The following is a 16,588-nucleotide window of genomic DNA, read 5'->3' on the forward strand; positions in this document are numbered from 1 at the left end:
ATCCACGGCGCGGATCGGGCCATTTGCGTTACTTGAACGGGTTCAGAGCCGCTCGAGGATCAGAGCGTTGGCCATGCCGCCGCCCTCGCACATGGTCTGCAGACCGTAGCGACCACCCGTCGCATCGAGGTGGTCGATCAGGGTGCCCAGCAGCCGCGTCCCCGAAGACCCGAGCGCGTGCCCGAGGGCGATCGCTCCGCCGCGCGGATTGAGCTTGGACGGGTCCGCGCCGAGCTCGGCCGCCCACGCCAGAGGCACCGAGGCGAACGCCTCGTTGACTTCGTATGCGTCGAGGTCGTCGATGCCGAGCCCAGCGCGCTCGAGGACGCGCCGGGTCGCGGGGATGGGGCCCGTGAGCATGAACATCGGGTCGTCGCCGATCACGTCCACAGCTCGGATGCGGGCGCGGGAAGCGAGTCCCAGGGCATCCGCGCGCTCCGCACTCATCATCAGCGCGGCGGAGGCGCCGTCGGTGAGCGGTGAGGAGTTGCCCGGCGTGATTCGCCAGTCGAGGTCGGGAAAGCGCTCGGCGAGTGTGTCGGTGCGGAAGGATGCCGGGAGCCCGGCGAGCTTCTCGACGGTGGTGCCTGCCCGCACGGTCTCGTCGATGCGCGCTTCGGGAGCCTCGGCAACGGGGACGACAGTGGGATCGAAGAATCCGTCCTCCCACGCCTGCGCGGCCCGGCGGTGCGACTCGGCGGCGAACGCATCCAACTCCTCACGCCCGAGGCCCCATTTCTGGGCGATGAGCTCGGCGCTCACTCCTTGGTTCACGAGCCCGTCCGGATAGCGCCTCCGCATCCGCGGCGACATCGGCGAGGCCCCGCCGAGCGAGGACCCGAGCGGCACGCGGCTCATCGATTCCACTCCCCCGACGACCACGACGTCGTAGGCGCCGGCGGCGATGCCCTGAGCGGCGAAGTGCACCGCCTGCTGACTCGATCCGCACTGGCGGTCGATCGTCGTCGCCGGGACCTGCTCGTCGAAGCCGGCCGCGAGCACCGCCTGCCGTGCAATGTTCATCGCCTGCTCGCCGACCTGGCTGACGCAGCCGAGCAGCACGTCGTCGATCTGCGCCGACTCGAGGCCGTTGCGTTCCAGGAGCGCCTGCAGCACGCCTGCAGCGAGATCGACGGGGTGCACGCCCGACAGCATCCCGCCCGGCTTGCCCCGGCCCACGGGTGTGCGGATGACGTCGACGATCACGGCTTCGTTGCTCATGCCTTCGATTGTGCCTCGGCTGCAGCCCAGCCGGGGCCGCCCCCGCTCATCTACACTCGTATCCGGGCATCCGCCGCCCCGTACCGCTCAGACCCGAGCAGCAGCATCCTGAGGACCCACCTTGTCCGAGCCCATCACCGTCTCCATCCGCCGCGAAGTCGACCCCGACCGCATCCCCGAGGCCACCGCCTGGGTGCAGACCGGCGTCAACCTCGCCAACCGCTACCCGGGATTCCTCGGATCGGGCTGGGTGCGCGAGGGCGCGGACTCCCGTGTCTGGCACATGCTCTACCGGTTCGCGACGGACGAGGATCTGGAGCAGTGGGAGCGCTCGCCCGAGCGCGCGGGGTGGCTCTCCATGGGCGAGGGCTTCGTGCTCAGCGAACGCGTCCAGCGGCGAACCGGGATCGAGGGATGGTTCGACGAGCCGACGACCGGGACGATCACGATTCCCAACCCCGACACCGGAGGGACGACGACGGTGGCCGTCGTGCACACGCCGCCGCGGTGGAAGCAGGCCGTGTCGATCTGGCTGGGGTTCTTCCCGGTGAACGTCGCGTTCAACTACGCCATCGCGCCCGTCCCCGGCTGGGATCAGCTGCCGATCTGGCTGCGCGCGCTCGCCACCACCGTCGTGCTCACCCCGATCATGACGTACTGGGTGCTGCCGTGGGTGACGCGGATGCTGCGCGGGTGGCTCGGGCGCTGAGCCGATTCAGCCCGCCGCCTCCTCGGGCCGCTCCTGCACCTCGACCGCAGCCGTGTCGGGGACGTACCCCTCGATGTGCCGCTCATCCACGCCGTTGTATGCCGACAACGGGCGGATCAGTGCGTTCGACGCCTGCTGCTCGATGATGTGGGCCGTCCATCCGGTGACCCGCGCCGCGATGAACAGCGGTGTGAAGGTGAGCGTGTCATAGCCGATGAGGTTGTAGGCCGGGCCCGACGGGTAGTCGAGGTTCGGGTAGATGCCCTTGCGCGAGACGAACTCGTCCTCGAGGGTCTCGTAGAGCTCCGCGACATCCGGCCGGTCGTAGTGCTCGACAAGAGTGTCGAGTGCGGCCTTCATCGTCGGCACCCGCGAGTCGCCGCGCTTGTAGACGCGGTGACCGAAGCCCATGATCTTGCGCTTCTCGGCGAGCGCGGTGTCCAACCACGCAGAAACCTCAGATGCCGTGCCGATCTCGTCGAAGATGCGCATCACGGCCTCGTTCGCACCGCCGTGCAGCGGGCCCTTCAGCGCGCCGATCGCGCCGACGACGGCCGAATAGATGTCGCTCAGCGTCGACGTGATCACGCGCGCCGTGAACGTGGACGCGTTGAAGGAGTGCTCCGCGTACAGGATCATCGAGCGGTTGAAGGCATCCACGACCACGGCATCCGACTCCTCGCCGAAGGTCAGCCACAGGAAGTTCGCCGCGTAGTCCAGATCATCCCGCGATTCGACGAGCTCCTGGCCGCGGCGACGCCGCTGGCCGTACGACACGATCGCCGGCAGCACCGCGAACAGCTTCAGGCTCCGCTCCAGGTTCTCCTCCGCGGTACCGACGGCATCCAGAACATTGGCGATGCCGGCCGTCTCGATCGCGCCGATCACGCTGACCGCCGTGCGCACCTCGTCCATCGGGTGCGAGTCGAGCGGCAGGCGGTCGATCGCCTCCTTGACCTCGGCGGGGAGGGAACGGTTCGCACGCTCGGTCGCGCGGAACTCTGCCAGTTGCTCATCGGTCGGCAGCTCGCCGTGCCACAGCAGATACGCGACCGCCTCGAAGGGCTGCGTGGCGGCGAGCTCCTGCACGGGGTATCCGCGGTAGAGCAGACTGTTCGTCTCGGGGTTGACCTTGCTGATCGCCGTCTCGTCGGCGACGACGCCGGCCAGGCCCTTCTTGATGTCGGTCATGCTGTGCTCCTTCGCAGTGCGTTTTGCTGGATCAGCGGTCAATGGTGAAGTTGAAGACGCCGGAGTCGAAATGGTTGTACGACTCGTAGTCGATCAGTTCGTAGAGGTCGGCGCGGTGCTGCATCTCGCCGAGCCTGCCGGTCAGGTGTCCTTCCTCCAGCAGGGTATCGAGGCCCCGCCCGGCCGCGCCCATCGCCAGACGCAGCAGCGACACCGGCCAGATGACGATGTTCACGCCGACATCGCGCAGCTGGTCGACCGAGAAGAGGTCCGACTTCCCGAACTCGGTCATGTTCGCCAGGATCGGCACGTCGACGGCGTCCCGGATCGCGGCGAACTCCTCGAGCGACCGCATCGCCTCGGGGAAGATCGCGTCGGCGCCGGCATCCACCAGCGCCTTCGCGCGGTCCTTCGCTGCCTCCAGACCGTCGACGGCGGCGATGTCGGTGCGCGCCATGATGAGGAAGTTCGCATCGCGCCGGGCGTCGACGGCGGCGCGGATGCGCTTGACCGCCGTATCGGCGTCGACGACGGCCTTGCCGTCGAGGTGGCCGCACCGCTTCGGATTGACCTGGTCCTCGATGTGGGCGCCGGCGATCCCGGCCTCCTCGAGAGTCTGGATCGTGCGCGCCACGTTCATCGGCTCGCCGAATCCGGTGTCGGCGTCGATGATGGCCGGCAGCTCGGTCATCCGCGCGATCTGCTGACCGCGGCCGGCGACCTCGGTGAGCGTGGTCAGCCCGATGTCGGGCAGACCGAGATCGGCCGCCAGCACGGCGCCCGAGATGTAGACGCCCTCGAAGCCCTTCTGTTCGATGAGCCGAGCCGACAGCGGGTTGAACGCGCCGGGGAACCGCAGCAGCTCACCGGTCGCAAGTCGCTCGCGGAACAGCCGCCGCTTCTCGGCCGCCGGGGTCGTGGAGTACAGCATCAGCGGGGTCCTTCCTGCATCTCCCGGGCACAGCTTCGGATCGCGGCGACGACGCGCCGATCGGATGCTCCGACACCCGGCGTGTCGCGTGCCGGATCCGAAATCGTGCACACCGGGGACGAAGGCGCTGGGGTTGCGTTCATCAGAACAGCCCCCGCGTGACGGCCTCGGATGCCACGACGCCCGGCTTCGCGATGATCGACAGCTCCGCGACCTCGGAAGCGCTCAGTTCGGGCAGGCGCTGCACGAGCGACAGGAACCGCTCGATCTCTGCGTCGTCCAGGACAGGAGAAGCCAGCAGACGGAACTTCGCGATGTAGTTCTCCCGCGCGAACGGACGAGCACCGAGCGGGTGAGCATCCGCGACGGCGATCTCGTCGACGAGAGTCGTGCCGTCCTCGAACGTGATCTCGACGCGACCGCCGAAGGCCTTCTCGCTGATGTCGTTCGAGTGGTAGCGACGCGTCCACTCGGCATCCTCGAGCGTGGTGACCTTGTTCCACAACGCGACCGTGTCGGCCCGCGAAGCCCGTGAAGGAGCGTACGAGTCGACGTGGTGCCAGGCGCCGTCCTGCAGGGCGACCGTGAAGATGTACGGGATCGAGTGATCGAGCGTCTCGCGCGATGCCGTCGGGTCGTACTTCTGCGGGTCGTTCGCGCCCGAGCCGATCACGTAGTGGGTGTGGTGCGACGTGTGCAGCACCACCGACGCGATCGACGACGTGTCGACGCCGTCGTTGTGCAGCTTCCGCGCCAGGTCGATCCACGCCTGCGCCTGGTACTCGGCGGAGTGCTCCTTCGTGTACGTGTCGAGGATGGCCCGCTTGGCCTCGCCCTTCGCAGGAAGCGGCACATCGTATGCGGCATCCTTGCCGTCCAGCATCCAGGCGAGGACGCCGTCTTCGCCTTCGTAGATGGGCGACGGGCTGGTCTGGCCCCGCATGGCGCGGTCGACGGCCTCGACGGCCATCTTGCCGGCGAAGGCCGGGGCGTGCGCCTTCCACGTCGAGATCTCGCCCTTGCGGCTCTGCCGCGTCGCGGTCGTGGTGTGGAGCGCCTGGCCGATGGCCTGATAGATCGTCTCGGTATCGAGTCCGAGCAGGGTGCCGATGCCTGCCGCGGCCGACGGGCCGAGGTGGGCGACGTGGTCGATCTTGTGCTTGTGCAGGCAGATCGCCTTCACAAGGTCGACCTGGATCTCGTAGCCCGTCGCGATGGCGCGCACGAGGGCCGCACCGTCACTGCCCGCATGCTGCGCGACCGCGAGGATCGGCGGGATGTTGTCGCCGGGGTGCGAGTACTCGGCGGCGAGGAACGTGTCGTGGTAGTCGAGCTCGCGCACGGCGACGCCGTTCGCCCACGCCGCCCACTCGGGGCTCGTGCGCTTCTCGAGGGGTGCGCCGAAGACGGTCGCGCCGGCGCCGCCGGTCGAGACCGGGTGGGTGAACGCCTGGTCGCGGGCGGCGACGATCGGGCCTCGGGTGAGGGATGCCGCGGCGACCGACGCGTTGTCGATGATGCGGTTGATGATCATGTCGACGACGTCCTGCTCGACCGCGACGGGGTCGGCGGCGACCTCGGCGATCTTCCAGGCCAGCTGCTCCTCACGGGGCAGGTCCTCTTCGCTCTTGTAGACGCGGACGTGGTGGTTGACGGTCATTTCGTTCCTTCCGGCAGAGAACTCTGCTGTTCCAAAGAGTCGAGGATGCTCGTGAGCGCATTGCGCAGGTGCACGTGCGTGGCATGGGCTGCGAGGTCGCCGTCGCGCTCGGCGAGCGCCTCGGCGATGAGCCGGTGCTCGGCGACGGATGCCGCGAGCCGCTCCGGCTTGTCGCGGGCCATGCGCCGCACCCGCACGAGGTGCGTGCGGACGGTGCGCAGGGCCGCGGCCATGTAATCGTTCGCGACCGCCGCATCGACGGCGGCGTCGAAGCGGGCGATGAGGGCGTAGTAGTCGTCGCGTCCGGTGTCGGCGTCGAGGGATGCCGCAGCCCGGGCGAACTCGTCGGCCAGAGACCCGAACAGCGCGGCGTCGCCGCGAACGGCGGCCAGCCGTGCGCCCGATTCCTCGAGCGCACGACGGAGCTCGAACAGTGAGCGGATGTCATCCGCGTCGACGCCGGCGACGACGGTCACGCGGGGCGACTGCTGCTCGACGAGTCCGTCGGCGCTCAGCTGCTGCAGGGCTTCGCGCAGCGGCGTGCGGCTGACGCCGAGGCGGGCCGCCTGCTCGACCTCGGCGAGCACGGCGCCAGGCGCGAGCACGCCGGACTGGATCTCATCCAGCAACGTCGCATACGCGCGATCGCTGGCGCGGGTGCGCTCGGGGGCAGTGCGCTCGACAGTGGTGCTCACACGATCAGTGTATACATAGTTCGCGCTCCGGGGTACGGCGGCCCCTCAGACGGTTGCGAAGGTATACAGAGGCCTACTCGGACGCGCCCTCGTACAGGCCGATCGAGTTCCCGTCGGGGTCGCTGATGACCGCCCACCAGCTCGTCTCGCTGATCGGCTGCTTCTCCATCAGCACCGTCGCGCCGGAGGCGACGGCCGCGGCGACCGTCTCCTCGATCGAATCGACCTCGACGTAGGAGCGCGGCTGGGTGAAGTCATCGCTGCGCGGCGCGAGGCCGCCGCCGGAGATCTTGTTCGGCGCCTGCCACATCGGGTAGCCCTCGTAGCCGGGCATCTCCGAGATCTCCCAGCCGAACAGCCCCGAATAGAAGGCCTGCGCCTTCGCCAGATCGCTGACCGGGATGTCGATGTGCGTGATGTCGCCGTGTGCCATGTCGAGTCCTTCCGTCGCTTCGTGGACGACGCCAGGAGGCGCCGGCACGGCAAGTCTCGCCCTGCCCCGGCCCGAGATCAAGGGGTCTCGGCGAAGTCCAGCACGGGATCGCCCGAGACGGATGCCGCAGGCTCGCCGAGCTTCGCGACGACGACCCCCGCGAGCACGAGAACAGCACCGAGCCCCTGCAGCAGGTTCGGCAGTTGGCCGAGCAGCAGCCACCCGAGCAGCAGCGCGGCGACAACTTCGGCGAGCGCGATGAACGACGCCAATCGCGATCCGAGAAGCCGCGTCGAGGCGATGCCGAGCACGTACGCGAGCGCGGTCGCGATGATCCCGATGGCCAGCACCGGGACAAACCACGACACGGTTCCGAACCGGTAGGTCACGTCATCCGTGTTCCAGGCGATCGGCAGGATGCCGACGACTCCGGCGACGGTGAGCCCCACGGCTCCCACGAGCAGCCCGGACCCTGCGAGCGCGATCGACCGCGGCTGCGCCGGATGCTCCTCGCCCCGCGCGACGAGATGGTCGACGAGATCAACGACGCGTTCCGCGACATCGTCTTCGACGCGCATGTCGTCCGCCACGACGGCGCCGACTGGCCCCTGCACGCTGTCGCCGACGACCGTCCGCTCGCCGAGCGCATCCTCGCCGAGACGGCGATGGCGCTCCTCGACGTCGTCCGCGCCGACGAGGGCAGCCGGCTCGCGGTGTGCGCGGACGACGACTGCGAGGGCGTCGTGCTCGACCTGTCGCGCAACCGCTCGCGCCGCTACTGCTCGGTCGCCTGCACGAACCGCAACGCCGTCGCGGCGTATCGCGCCCGGCAGCGCTGAGGCATCAGCGCACCCGATACCCGGTGTGGTCCGGGTTCGGCGCGAGCTTCCACCCGTCGCCGTCCGCCACGACGAGGTTCTTCATGCCGCCGGCTTCGGCGATCACCTCATAATCCTGTCCGGCGTCGGCCGCGTAGCAGAAGAGCGTGACGAACGGCTCGTCGCCGACGTTGACGCTGCGGTGGATCCAGTGCCCCGGCACGTCGACGGCCTTGCCCGGCGTGAGCTCGATGGCCGAACTCTGACCGTCGAGCGTTTCGAGCAGCATCACCCCGCGTCCACTGAGGCAGTAGTACAGCTCGGCGCGGTCTGCGACGGCGTGCAGGTGTCCGCGCGTGACCGCGAACTCCTCGCCGTAGCGTCCCGGCAGCAGCGTGCTCGTGCCGACGATCAGTGCTCCGGCCCCCTCCTGGTAGCGGTGGTCGTCGACCCAGTAGACGAGCTCGTCCGTGCCGCGCTCGCCGACGGCGTCCTGCCAGGCCCGATCGTCGCGGTACACGCCGTCCATGTCGCCGAGGAACTTCTCGTAGCGGCGCGACCGCCCCTCGATGCCGCCCTCCGGCGAGATCTCCAGCAGGGCGGGGACGTCCACGACGGGGGTGCTCACGATGTTCTCCTACGACTTGTAACTACAGGACTTGTAATTACAGGTATACTCCATCTCAGCACGATCCGGAACCGCAACCAACGAAGCAGGCACGAACTGTGATCATCGCCCACGACCTCGGCACCACCGGGAACAAGGCCTCGCTGCACCACGACGACGGCAGGCTCGTGGCTGCCACGACCGTCGGCTACCCGGCGCACTTCGCCGTCGGCGGAGTCGCCGAACAGAACCCCGACGACTGGTGGGATGCCGTCGTCCGAGCCACCCGCGACCTCCTCTCGAGCACGGACACCGCGCCCGGCGATGTGGGCGGACTCGTCGTGAGCGGCCAGATGATGGGCGCCGTGCTGCTCGACGGAGAGGGACGGCCGGTGCGCCCGGCGATCATCTGGGCCGACACCCGTGCCGGCGCCCAGCAGCGCGAGCTCGAGCGGGCCCTCGGCGCCGAGCACGCCTACGAACTGCTCGGCCACCGGCTCAGCCCGACCTATTCCGTCGAGAAGGTCATGTGGGTGCGCGACAACGAGCCGGAGGTCTGGGAGCGCGTGCGGCGGTTCTGCGTCGCCAAGGACTACATCGTCCTCGGCCTCACCGGACGCCTGGCGACGGACCGCTCGGATGCATCCGGCACGAACGCCTACGACCAGCGCACGGGCGACTGGTCGGGTGAGGTGCTGGCTGCAGCCGGCCTCGACCGCGCGCTGTTCCCGGAGATCCTCGATTCGACCGCGATCGCCGGCACGCTGACGGATGCCGCGGCATCCGCCCTCGGCCTGAACGCCGGGGTCCGCGTGCTCATGGGCGGCGGCGACGGCCCGATGGCGGCGGTCGGATCCGGGATCGTCGCGCCCGAGGACGGCGCCTACGTGTGCCTCGGCACCTCCTCGTGGATCTCGTTCGCCGCTGACGCACCGTTGATCGACCGCGGCCTGCGCACCTTCACATTCGACAACGTCGTATCCGGGTCGTTCGTGCCGACCGCGACGATGCAGGCTGGCGGCGCATCGATCCAATGGATCGCCGAGGCGCTCTCCGCGGATCCCCGGCATCCGGAGACGGCGCGACTGACCGCCGAGGCCGAGGACGCCGACACCGCGGACCTCTACTTCCTGCCGTACCTGCTCGGCGAGCGCTCCCCCATCTGGGACCCGAACGCCCGCGGCGCGTTCCTCGGCATCGGCCGCCACCACACGCGCAGCCACCTCGTCCGCGCCGTGCTCGAGGGGATCGGGTTCAATCTGCTCAGCAGCATCCACGCGTTCCGCGAGTCGGGCGCGATGATCGACCGGATCGACGCCGTCGGTGGCGGGGCACAGAGCGATGTGCTGCTGCAGGTCCTCGCAGACGTGTGGGGCGTGCCGGTGCGGCGGCGCACGATCGTCGAAGAGGCGAACAGCCTCGGCGCGGCGGTGACCGGGGCGGTCGGCCTCGGACTCGCCGACTTCGCCGCGGCCAGGGCGCTGAGCGAGGTGACGGCGGAGTTCACGCCGGATGCCGCGCGCCACGACGTCTACGCCGAGCGGCACGGCCGCTTCACCGCCGCCTACGACGCCCTCGCGCCCTGGTTCGCGGGAGGCGCGCGCTGATGGGCGTCATCCTCGCCACCAGCCGGTCGTTCTCGGACGGCGACATCGACTTCGTCGCACGCGCCGCCGCCGCCGGGCACGAGATCGTCCGTGGTCCCGCGCACCACGACCTCGGCGAACTGGCCCCGCTCCTTGCGAACGCGGATGCCTGGATCGCCGGCACCGGCCCGGTCACCGCCGCGCATCTCGACGCCGGCCCCCGCTTGAAGATCGTCGCACGCTACGGCGTCGGCACCGAGGCCGTGGATCTCGACGCGGCCGCCGCTCGCGGCATCCCCGTCACCAACACCCCCGGCGCGAACGCGAATGCCGTCGCCGACCACGCTGTGGGCCTCATGCTCGCGGCGCTCCGGCTCATCCCGGACGGAGACCGCCGCGTCAGACAGGGCGACTGGAGCGTCCGCCGCGGCCGCGAGCTCGGCGCCGCCACGGTCGGGATCGTCGGCTTCGGCCGGATCGGGCAGGGCGTCGCGGGGCGCCTGACGGGCTTCGGCCCGCGCATCCTCGCTGCCGATCCGTTCCTCGATGCAGGCCGCGTCCGCGATCTCGGCGCCGAGCCCACCGGCCTCGACGAACTGTTCCGCACCGCCGACCTCATCACGCTGCACGCCCCCGGCGGGCAGCGCCTCATCGACGCGCAGCGGCTCGCCGGCATCCGCCCCGGCGCGGTCATCGTGAACACTGCACGACCCGACCTCGTCGACGAGTCCGCTCTCGCCGCCGCGCTGCGCGACGGCCGCGTCTCCGGCTACGCCGCCGACACTCTCGACGGCGACACCGCGGCCTCATCCAGCGCGCTCCTCGCCGACGACCTGGCCGATCGCGTGATCGTCACCCCGCACCTGGGCGCGCAGACCACACAGGCGGTCGACAACATGGGCTCCATGTCGCTCGACGATGCGCTCGCCGTCCTCGCGGGTCGCACGCCCGCCCATCCCGTGAAAGGCTCCTCATGACCAGCACTCCCGACGCCGACTACATGGGCTTCGTCGGCGTGACCACCGGCTCGTCCTCGATCATGAAGGTTTTCCCGCTGTGGGCCGACATCCTGGGGCTCCCCACCCGCCGGCTCATCGGCCACGACCTGCCGATGGATGCCTCCCCCGAGCAGTACCGCGCACTCGTCGAGCAGATGCGCGACGACCCCCGCCACCGCGGCGCGCTCGTGACCACCCACAAGATGAACGTGTACGCCGCGGCATCCGACCTGTTCGACGAACTCGACCCGTTCGCCGTCTCGTGCTCGGAGATCTCGAGCGTCGCCAAGCGCGGCACGCGCCTGTCCGGCCGCGCCAAGGACCCGATCACGGTCGATCTGGCGCTGAACGACTTCCTGCCGGCCGACCACTTCGCGACCACCGACGCCGAGGTCGTCATCCTCGGTGCGGGCGGGTCGGGGACGGCGCTCAGCTGGGCGCTGTCGGAGCGCGATGACGCACCCGCGAAGGTGACCGTAACGGCGCGCGACGACGCCAAGCTCGAGCACCTGCGCGAGGTGCACCGCCAGCACGGCACCCGCGAGGGTCTCATCGAGTACGTGCGGACGGACACGGTCGACGATGCCGCATCCCTCGTCGCGGCCGCTCCCCGCGGCTCCCTGATCGTCAATGCGACCGGGCTCGGCAAGGACCGCCCCGGGTCCCCGCTGCCCGACGACGCGGTCTTCCCCGACGACGCCTACGTCTGGGAGTTCAACTACCGCGGGTCGCTGGAGTTCCTGCACCAGGCGCGCGCCCAGGAGGCCGCTCGGAATCTGCACGTCGTCGACGGCTGGCGATACTTCATCCACGGATGGTCGCAGGTCGTCGCGGACGTCTTCGAGCTCGAGCTCACCCCCGAGATGGTCGAGCAGCTCGCGCAGGCCGCGGAGGATGTGCGCTGATGATCCGCACGGTGCTCGGCGACATCGATCCCGCTCAGCTGGGGCCGACGAACTATCACGAGCACCTCTTCCAGGTCACGCCCCTGCTGCCCGGAGACGAGCTCGACGACGAGGATGCGTCGGGCCGCGAGGCCGGACTCCTGCAGGCGAGCGGCTTCGCCGCGATGGTGGATGCCACGCCCTTCGGCCTCGGGCGCGATCCCGAGGCCGTCGCGCGCATCAGCGCCGGGACGGGCCTGAACATCGTCGCAACGACGGGAAGGCACCGCGAGGCGCACTACGGCTCCGACCACCCGACCCGCTCCTGGAGTGCCGACCGGCTCGCCGCACTGTTCATCGCCGACCTCGAGCACGGGATGGCGCTCTCGGATGCCGCGCACGTGTCCCCCGGTGGTGCAGGTGCGCCCGCGCGGACGCCGGACGGACGCCCGGTGCGCGCCGGCATGCTCAAGGCCGGCATCGACTACTGGCGCATCAGCCCGTTCGAGCGCACCACGCTCGACGCGCTGGCCGCCGCGCACCGGACCACGAGCGCCCCGGTCATGGTGCACCTGGAATTCTGCACCGCGGCGCACGAGGTCCTCGATCTGCTGAATGCTGCGGGCGTGGCATCCGACCGGGTCGTCCTCGCCCACGCCGACCGTGACCCGGATGCGGGCCTGCACGCCTCGCTCGTCGAACGCGGGACCTATCTCGGCTACGACGGCTTCGCCCGACCCCGCACGCGCTCCGATGCCGAGCTGCTCGCCCTGACCGAACGCGTCGTCGGCCACGTCGGCGCCGACCACATCCTGCTCGGCGGCGACGTCGCCCGGCGCACCCGGTACATCGCCTACGGCGGCATGCCGGGCCTGGCCTACCTCGGCGAACGGTACCTGCCGCGGCTGCGGTCGGCGATCGGCGCGGATGCCGTCGAGCGGATGCTGGTCGCAGGCCCCGCGCGGCTGCTCGAGCTGCCGCGCTGAGGCGAAGTACGGCCCGGGTACAGACGTCGGGGCCCTGAACGGATGCAGGGCGACAGGCCGAGGATCTGCCCTGCATCCGTTCATTCGTCCTGCATCTGTACCGAGGCGGGACGATTCCTGTAGCCGCCAACGCGAAGCGGCCCCGCACCCGAAGGTGCGGGGCCGCCCGTGTCAGACGACGATCACTCGTAGAGGACCGCGGCGATCTTCTCGTCGTCCAGGTTGTCGGCGTCGTACCAGTACGAACCGGTGTCGTAGAACTCCTCGACCGAGTCTCCGTTGGCTGCGTCGTACGCCGCCTGCACGACCTGCTCGCCGATGCCGATCGGGTCCTGCGTGATGGCGCCGGCCATCGTCCCGTCCTTGATCGCGTTGATCTGAGCGGCGCCGGAGTCGAAGCCGACGATCTTGATCTTGCCCTTCTCGAGGCCCAGCTCGTTCGCCGCGTTCACGACGCCGATGGCCGAGCCCTCGTTGGTGCCGTAGATGCCCTTGAGGTCGGGGTGAGCGGCGATCATGGCCTTCGCGATGTCAGCCGACTTCAAGTGGTCGCCGTCACCGTACTGGATGTCGACGATCTTGATGTCGGGGTAGTCCGCCTCGATCTTCTCGACGAAGCCGTCGCGGCGCTCGACTCCGGTGGAGTTGATCTGCGAGTGGCCGACGATGCCGACCTCGCCCTCGCCGCCGATGAGCTCGGCCATGTGCTCCGCGGCCAGCGCTCCGGCGACCTTGCTGTCGGTGGCCGACAGGCTCAGGCCCACGTCGCCGTTGCACGGGGCGTCGAAGTAGACGACCGGGATGTCCTTCGACTTCGCCTGCTCGAGCGGGGCGACGCACGCCTCCGGGTCGAGGGCGGCGTAGGCGATGGCGTCCGGGTTCTTGTCGATCGCGGCGGTCAGCATCTCGAGCTGCTGGGCGATCTCGGTCTCGGCGGCCGGACCTTCGAAGGTGATCCTGACGCCGAGCTCTTCAGCCTTCTGCTCCGCGCCCTTCTTGACGGCCTGCCAGAACTGGTGCTGGAAGCCCTTCGAGACGAGGGCGATGTACATCTCGCCGTCGCCGCTGCCGGTGTCGGTTCCGCCACCCTCTTCGATGACGTCGCCGCCGCCGGCACAGCCGGCCATGACGAGAGCGGATGCGGCCACCAGGGCCGCGAATGCGGTCTTCTTGCCAAATCGCATTGGAAACTCCATTGTTCTGTGATTGATGCCGGCCGGGGCCGGCGGTGGTGGACAGGGAAGGAACGGTCAGGTCCGCTGACGGTTGCGCAGCGAGTCGAGGAACACGGCCAGCAGCACGACGAAGCCGACGACGACGTTCTGCCACTCGGTCTGGATCGACATGATCCGCAGACCGTTGACGAGCACGCTCATGATGAGGGCGCCGATCACGGTGCCGAGGATCGAGCCGCGGCCGCCGAGCAGCGAGGTGCCGCCGATGATCACCGCGGCGATCGCCTGGAGCTCGTATCCGGTGCCGATCTGCGGCTGTGCCGAGTCGAGCCTGGAGGCGATGATGATGCCCGCGATGCCGGTGAAGGCGCCGGCGAACATGTAGATGAGGATCGTCCAGCGGCGGGTGTTCACACCCGACAGGCGCGTGGCCTCCTCGTTCGAGCCGATCGCGAACGTGTAGCGGCCCAGCAGCGTCTTGGACAGCACGATCGCCGCGATGATCGCGAGGACCGCGGTGATGAGGACGGCGTTCGGGATGCCGGGGATGATGACGCCCAGCGCGATCTTCTTGAAGTCCGGGGCGGACGTGGAGAAGTAGATCGGCGCGACGTTGGAGACGACCAGCGCGAGACCGCCGGCGATCATCATCATCGCGAGCGTCGCGATGAACGGAGGAAGCCGCAGGAATGTGATGTTCACGCCGTTGACGAGCCCCATGAGCACACCGGTCGCGATGCCGCCGAGGATGCCGACCCAGACGGGCAGGCCCCAGTTCGTGATGATCACACCGGTCATCACGGCGCACAGCGCCATACCGGTTCCCAACGACAGATCGATGCCGCCGGTGATGATCACGAACGTCGTGCCCAGGGCGAGGATGCCGATCACCGCGGTCGACAGAAGCACGGTGGCGATGTTGCTGAACGTGAAGAAATTCGGGCTCGCGATGGCGAAGAAGATCACCAGGATCACGAGCGTTCCGAACGCCAGCGATTGCTGGAGCTGGCGCTTGAGGAAGCCTGCGATGTCACGCTTGTCGGTGTTCTCGTTCACGGCCTGCTGGATGAGAGTCGTCGTCTCTCCGGCGGACTTCTGTGGGGTGCTCATCAGTCTTCCTCCGCGTGGGCTGCGAGTTGCATGATCTTCTCCTGGCTGGCTTCCTCGTTGCGGAGGGTCCCGGTGATCCGGCCGTTCGCGAACACGGCGATGCGGCCGGCTACGCGAAGGATCTCGGGGAGCTCCGACGAGATGACGATGATGGACTTTCCGGCGTCGGCGAGCTGCTGCATCAGCCGGTAGATCTCCTCCTTCGCACCGACGTCGATGCCGCGGGTCGGTTCGTCGAAGATGAGGATGTCGCAGTCGCGCATCAGCCATCGGGCGATGACGACCTTCTGCTGGTTGCCGCCGGAGAGAAGCTTGACGATCTGATTCACCGACGGGGTCTTGATGCGCAGTTGCTGCACGTACTGCTTGGTCTGGTTCTTGGCCTTGCCGTCGCGCATCCAGCCGATAGCCCCGGCGTAGCTGCTCAGCGACGCGAGAACCGTGTTGAACGTGACATCCTGCTCGAGCATGAGGCCCAGCTGCTTGCGGTCCTCGGAGAGGTATCCGACACCGCGGCGGACGGCATCCGCCGGCTTGTGGATGCGCGCATCCCGGCCATTGATCGTGATCGTCCCCGCCGTGCGCGGATCGGCGCCGATCACCGCACGTGCGGTTTCAGTGCGCCCCGCGCCCATGAGCCCGGCGAACCCGAGGATCTCGCCCTTGTGCAGCTGGAACGAGACGTCCTTCAGCAGCTGCCGCGTCGACAGCCCCACGACGTCGAGCACGATCGGCGCCGAGGCGTGATCGCGCGGCGCCGGACGCGTCCCCTCGTCGATCGCACGCCCGACCATCATCTCGATGATCCTGGGGATGCTGATCTCGTCCTTCTCGAGCGATCCGATGTACTGCCCGTCGCGGAGCACCGTCACCCGATCCGCGAGCCGGCGCAGCTCGTCCATCCGGTGCGAGATGTACACGATGCCCGTGCCGCTCTGCTTGAGCTGCTCGATGAGCGTGAACAGCGTCTCGACCTCGCTGTCGGTGAGCGCCGAGGTCGGCTCATCCATGATGAGCACCTTGGCGTTGAACGACAGCGCCTTCGCGATCTCGACCATCTGCTGCTCGGCGACCGTCAGCTCGCCCACCTTCTGGCGCGGATCGAGCCGGATCTTCAGCCTGGCCAGCAGCTCCGCGGTCTGACGATTCAGCTTCCGCTCCGACAGGATCCCCGCAGAGACCGGCTCACGGCCGATGAAGATGTTCTGCGCGACCGTCAGGTCGGGCATCAGGTTCAGCTCCTGATGGATGATCGTGATGCCGAGCTGCTGAGCCTGGAGCGGGCCGGTCAACTCGACCTCCTGACCCTCGAAGCGGATCGTCCCCTCGTCCCGCGTGTAGATCCCCGAGAGGATCTTCATGAGCGTCGACTTGCCGGCGCCGTTCTCGCCGACGAGGACGAGAACCTCACCCGCGCGCACCTCGAGATGCACATCCTGGAGCGCCTGCACCCCGGGGAACCCCTTGCTGATGCCTTCCACCCGGAGGATGGGATCACTCATGTGCTCACCTGCTTCCTTGAAGGTCGTGCTGTCGATTCCGTCGTGGAATCCATTTCAAACATCGGATCAATTGTGCCGCTCA

Annotated in this window: 17 protein-coding genes; 6 read left to right on the forward strand and 11 right to left on the reverse strand. The window is 68.9% G+C overall.

Annotated elements, in window-relative coordinates; translation table 11 throughout:
* Positions 1–42 precede the first annotated feature (42 nt).
* The gene (locus tag KEC56_RS01155) at positions 43–1,221 is read right to left on the reverse strand and encodes a thiolase family protein (RefSeq protein WP_227529477.1); all 1,179 of its coding nucleotides are present in this window, start codon (positions 1,219–1,221) and stop codon (positions 43–45) included.
* A gap of 121 nt (positions 1,222–1,342) precedes the next feature.
* Here KEC56_RS01155 and KEC56_RS01160 point away from each other — a divergent pair, with 121 nt between their 5' ends.
* Positions 1,343–1,930: an antibiotic biosynthesis monooxygenase gene (locus KEC56_RS01160; protein ID WP_175984997.1), complete on the forward strand. Its 588-nt coding sequence runs from the start codon at positions 1,343–1,345 to the stop codon at positions 1,928–1,930.
* A 6-nt stretch (positions 1,931–1,936) separates the two neighbouring features.
* On the opposite strand, the gene KEC56_RS01165 is transcribed toward KEC56_RS01160, so the two are convergent.
* From KEC56_RS01165 to KEC56_RS01190, 6 genes are all read right to left on the reverse strand, one after another.
* Positions 1,937–3,121, reverse strand: coding sequence for a bifunctional 2-methylcitrate synthase/citrate synthase (locus tag KEC56_RS01165; RefSeq protein ID WP_227529478.1), 1,185 nt, complete (start codon positions 3,119–3,121; stop codon positions 1,937–1,939).
* Positions 3,122–3,152: 31 nt separating this feature from the next.
* Positions 3,153–4,052, reverse strand: coding sequence for a methylisocitrate lyase (prpB, locus tag KEC56_RS01170; protein WP_227529479.1), 900 nt, complete (start codon positions 4,050–4,052; stop codon positions 3,153–3,155).
* A gap of 142 nt (positions 4,053–4,194) precedes the next feature.
* Positions 4,195–5,712, reverse strand: coding sequence for an MmgE/PrpD family protein (locus KEC56_RS01175; protein ID WP_227529480.1), 1,518 nt, complete (start codon positions 5,710–5,712; stop codon positions 4,195–4,197).
* Complete coding sequence (locus KEC56_RS01180; protein ID WP_227529481.1) at positions 5,709–6,407, reverse strand: GntR family transcriptional regulator; 699 nt, start codon at positions 6,405–6,407, stop codon at positions 5,709–5,711. The genes KEC56_RS01175 and KEC56_RS01180 overlap by 4 nt, the downstream gene beginning before the upstream one ends.
* Positions 6,408–6,480: 73 nt before the next feature.
* The gene (locus tag KEC56_RS01185) at positions 6,481–6,840 is read right to left on the reverse strand and encodes a VOC family protein (protein WP_227529482.1); all 360 of its coding nucleotides are present in this window, start codon (positions 6,838–6,840) and stop codon (positions 6,481–6,483) included.
* A 77-nt stretch (positions 6,841–6,917) separates the two neighbouring features.
* Positions 6,918–7,289: an EamA family transporter gene (locus tag KEC56_RS01190; RefSeq protein WP_227529483.1), complete on the reverse strand. Its 372-nt coding sequence runs from the start codon at positions 7,287–7,289 to the stop codon at positions 6,918–6,920.
* A gap of 54 nt (positions 7,290–7,343) precedes the next feature.
* Between KEC56_RS01190 and KEC56_RS01195 the strand changes: the two genes are divergently transcribed.
* The gene (locus tag KEC56_RS01195; protein WP_372456220.1) at positions 7,344–7,679 is read left to right on the forward strand and encodes a CGNR zinc finger domain-containing protein; all 336 of its coding nucleotides are present in this window, start codon (positions 7,344–7,346) and stop codon (positions 7,677–7,679) included.
* Positions 7,680–7,683: 4 nt separating this feature from the next.
* On the opposite strand, the gene KEC56_RS01200 is transcribed toward KEC56_RS01195, so the two are convergent.
* Entirely contained in the window at positions 7,684–8,286 is a 603-nt protein-coding gene (locus KEC56_RS01200; RefSeq protein ID WP_227529484.1) for a glucose-6-phosphate isomerase family protein, read from the reverse strand.
* A gap of 98 nt (positions 8,287–8,384) precedes the next feature.
* Here KEC56_RS01200 and xylB point away from each other — a divergent pair, with 98 nt between their 5' ends.
* Genes xylB through KEC56_RS01220 form a run of 4 tightly spaced genes read left to right on the forward strand, consistent with a single transcriptional unit; the run spans position 8,385 to position 12,719 of the window.
* A complete protein-coding gene (gene xylB / locus KEC56_RS01205) occupies positions 8,385–9,872 on the forward strand; it encodes a xylulokinase (RefSeq protein ID WP_227529485.1) in 1,488 nt (495 codons plus the stop codon).
* On the forward strand, positions 9,872–10,828 hold the full coding sequence (locus KEC56_RS01210; RefSeq protein WP_227529486.1) for a phosphoglycerate dehydrogenase: 957 nt from the start codon (positions 9,872–9,874) through the stop codon (positions 10,826–10,828). Before xylB ends, KEC56_RS01210 begins: the two co-directional genes overlap by 1 nt.
* Positions 10,825–11,754, forward strand: coding sequence for a shikimate dehydrogenase family protein (locus KEC56_RS01215; RefSeq protein ID WP_227529487.1), 930 nt, complete (start codon positions 10,825–10,827; stop codon positions 11,752–11,754). The genes KEC56_RS01210 and KEC56_RS01215 overlap by 4 nt, the downstream gene beginning before the upstream one ends.
* On the forward strand, positions 11,754–12,719 hold the full coding sequence (locus KEC56_RS01220) for a phosphotriesterase family protein (protein ID WP_227529488.1): 966 nt from the start codon (positions 11,754–11,756) through the stop codon (positions 12,717–12,719). The genes KEC56_RS01215 and KEC56_RS01220 overlap by 1 nt, the downstream gene beginning before the upstream one ends.
* Before the next feature lie 182 nt (positions 12,720–12,901).
* Here the strand turns inward: KEC56_RS01220 and KEC56_RS01225 are convergent, their stop codons facing one another.
* The 3 genes from KEC56_RS01225 to KEC56_RS01235 form a co-directional block, all read right to left on the reverse strand.
* Positions 12,902–13,903, reverse strand: coding sequence for an ABC transporter substrate-binding protein (locus tag KEC56_RS01225; RefSeq protein ID WP_175984984.1), 1,002 nt, complete (start codon positions 13,901–13,903; stop codon positions 12,902–12,904).
* A gap of 66 nt (positions 13,904–13,969) precedes the next feature.
* The gene (locus KEC56_RS01230; protein WP_175984983.1) at positions 13,970–15,004 is read right to left on the reverse strand and encodes an ABC transporter permease; all 1,035 of its coding nucleotides are present in this window, start codon (positions 15,002–15,004) and stop codon (positions 13,970–13,972) included.
* Positions 15,004–16,506, reverse strand: a complete 1,503-nt coding sequence (locus KEC56_RS01235) for a sugar ABC transporter ATP-binding protein (RefSeq protein WP_227529489.1) — start codon at positions 16,504–16,506, stop codon at positions 15,004–15,006. Before KEC56_RS01235 ends, KEC56_RS01230 begins: the two co-directional genes overlap by 1 nt.
* Between the last annotated feature and the right edge of the window lie 82 nt (positions 16,507–16,588).

The organism is Microbacterium tenebrionis (genome assembly GCF_020682665.1).
Classification (GTDB): domain Bacteria; phylum Actinomycetota; class Actinomycetes; order Actinomycetales; family Microbacteriaceae; genus Microbacterium; species Microbacterium tenebrionis.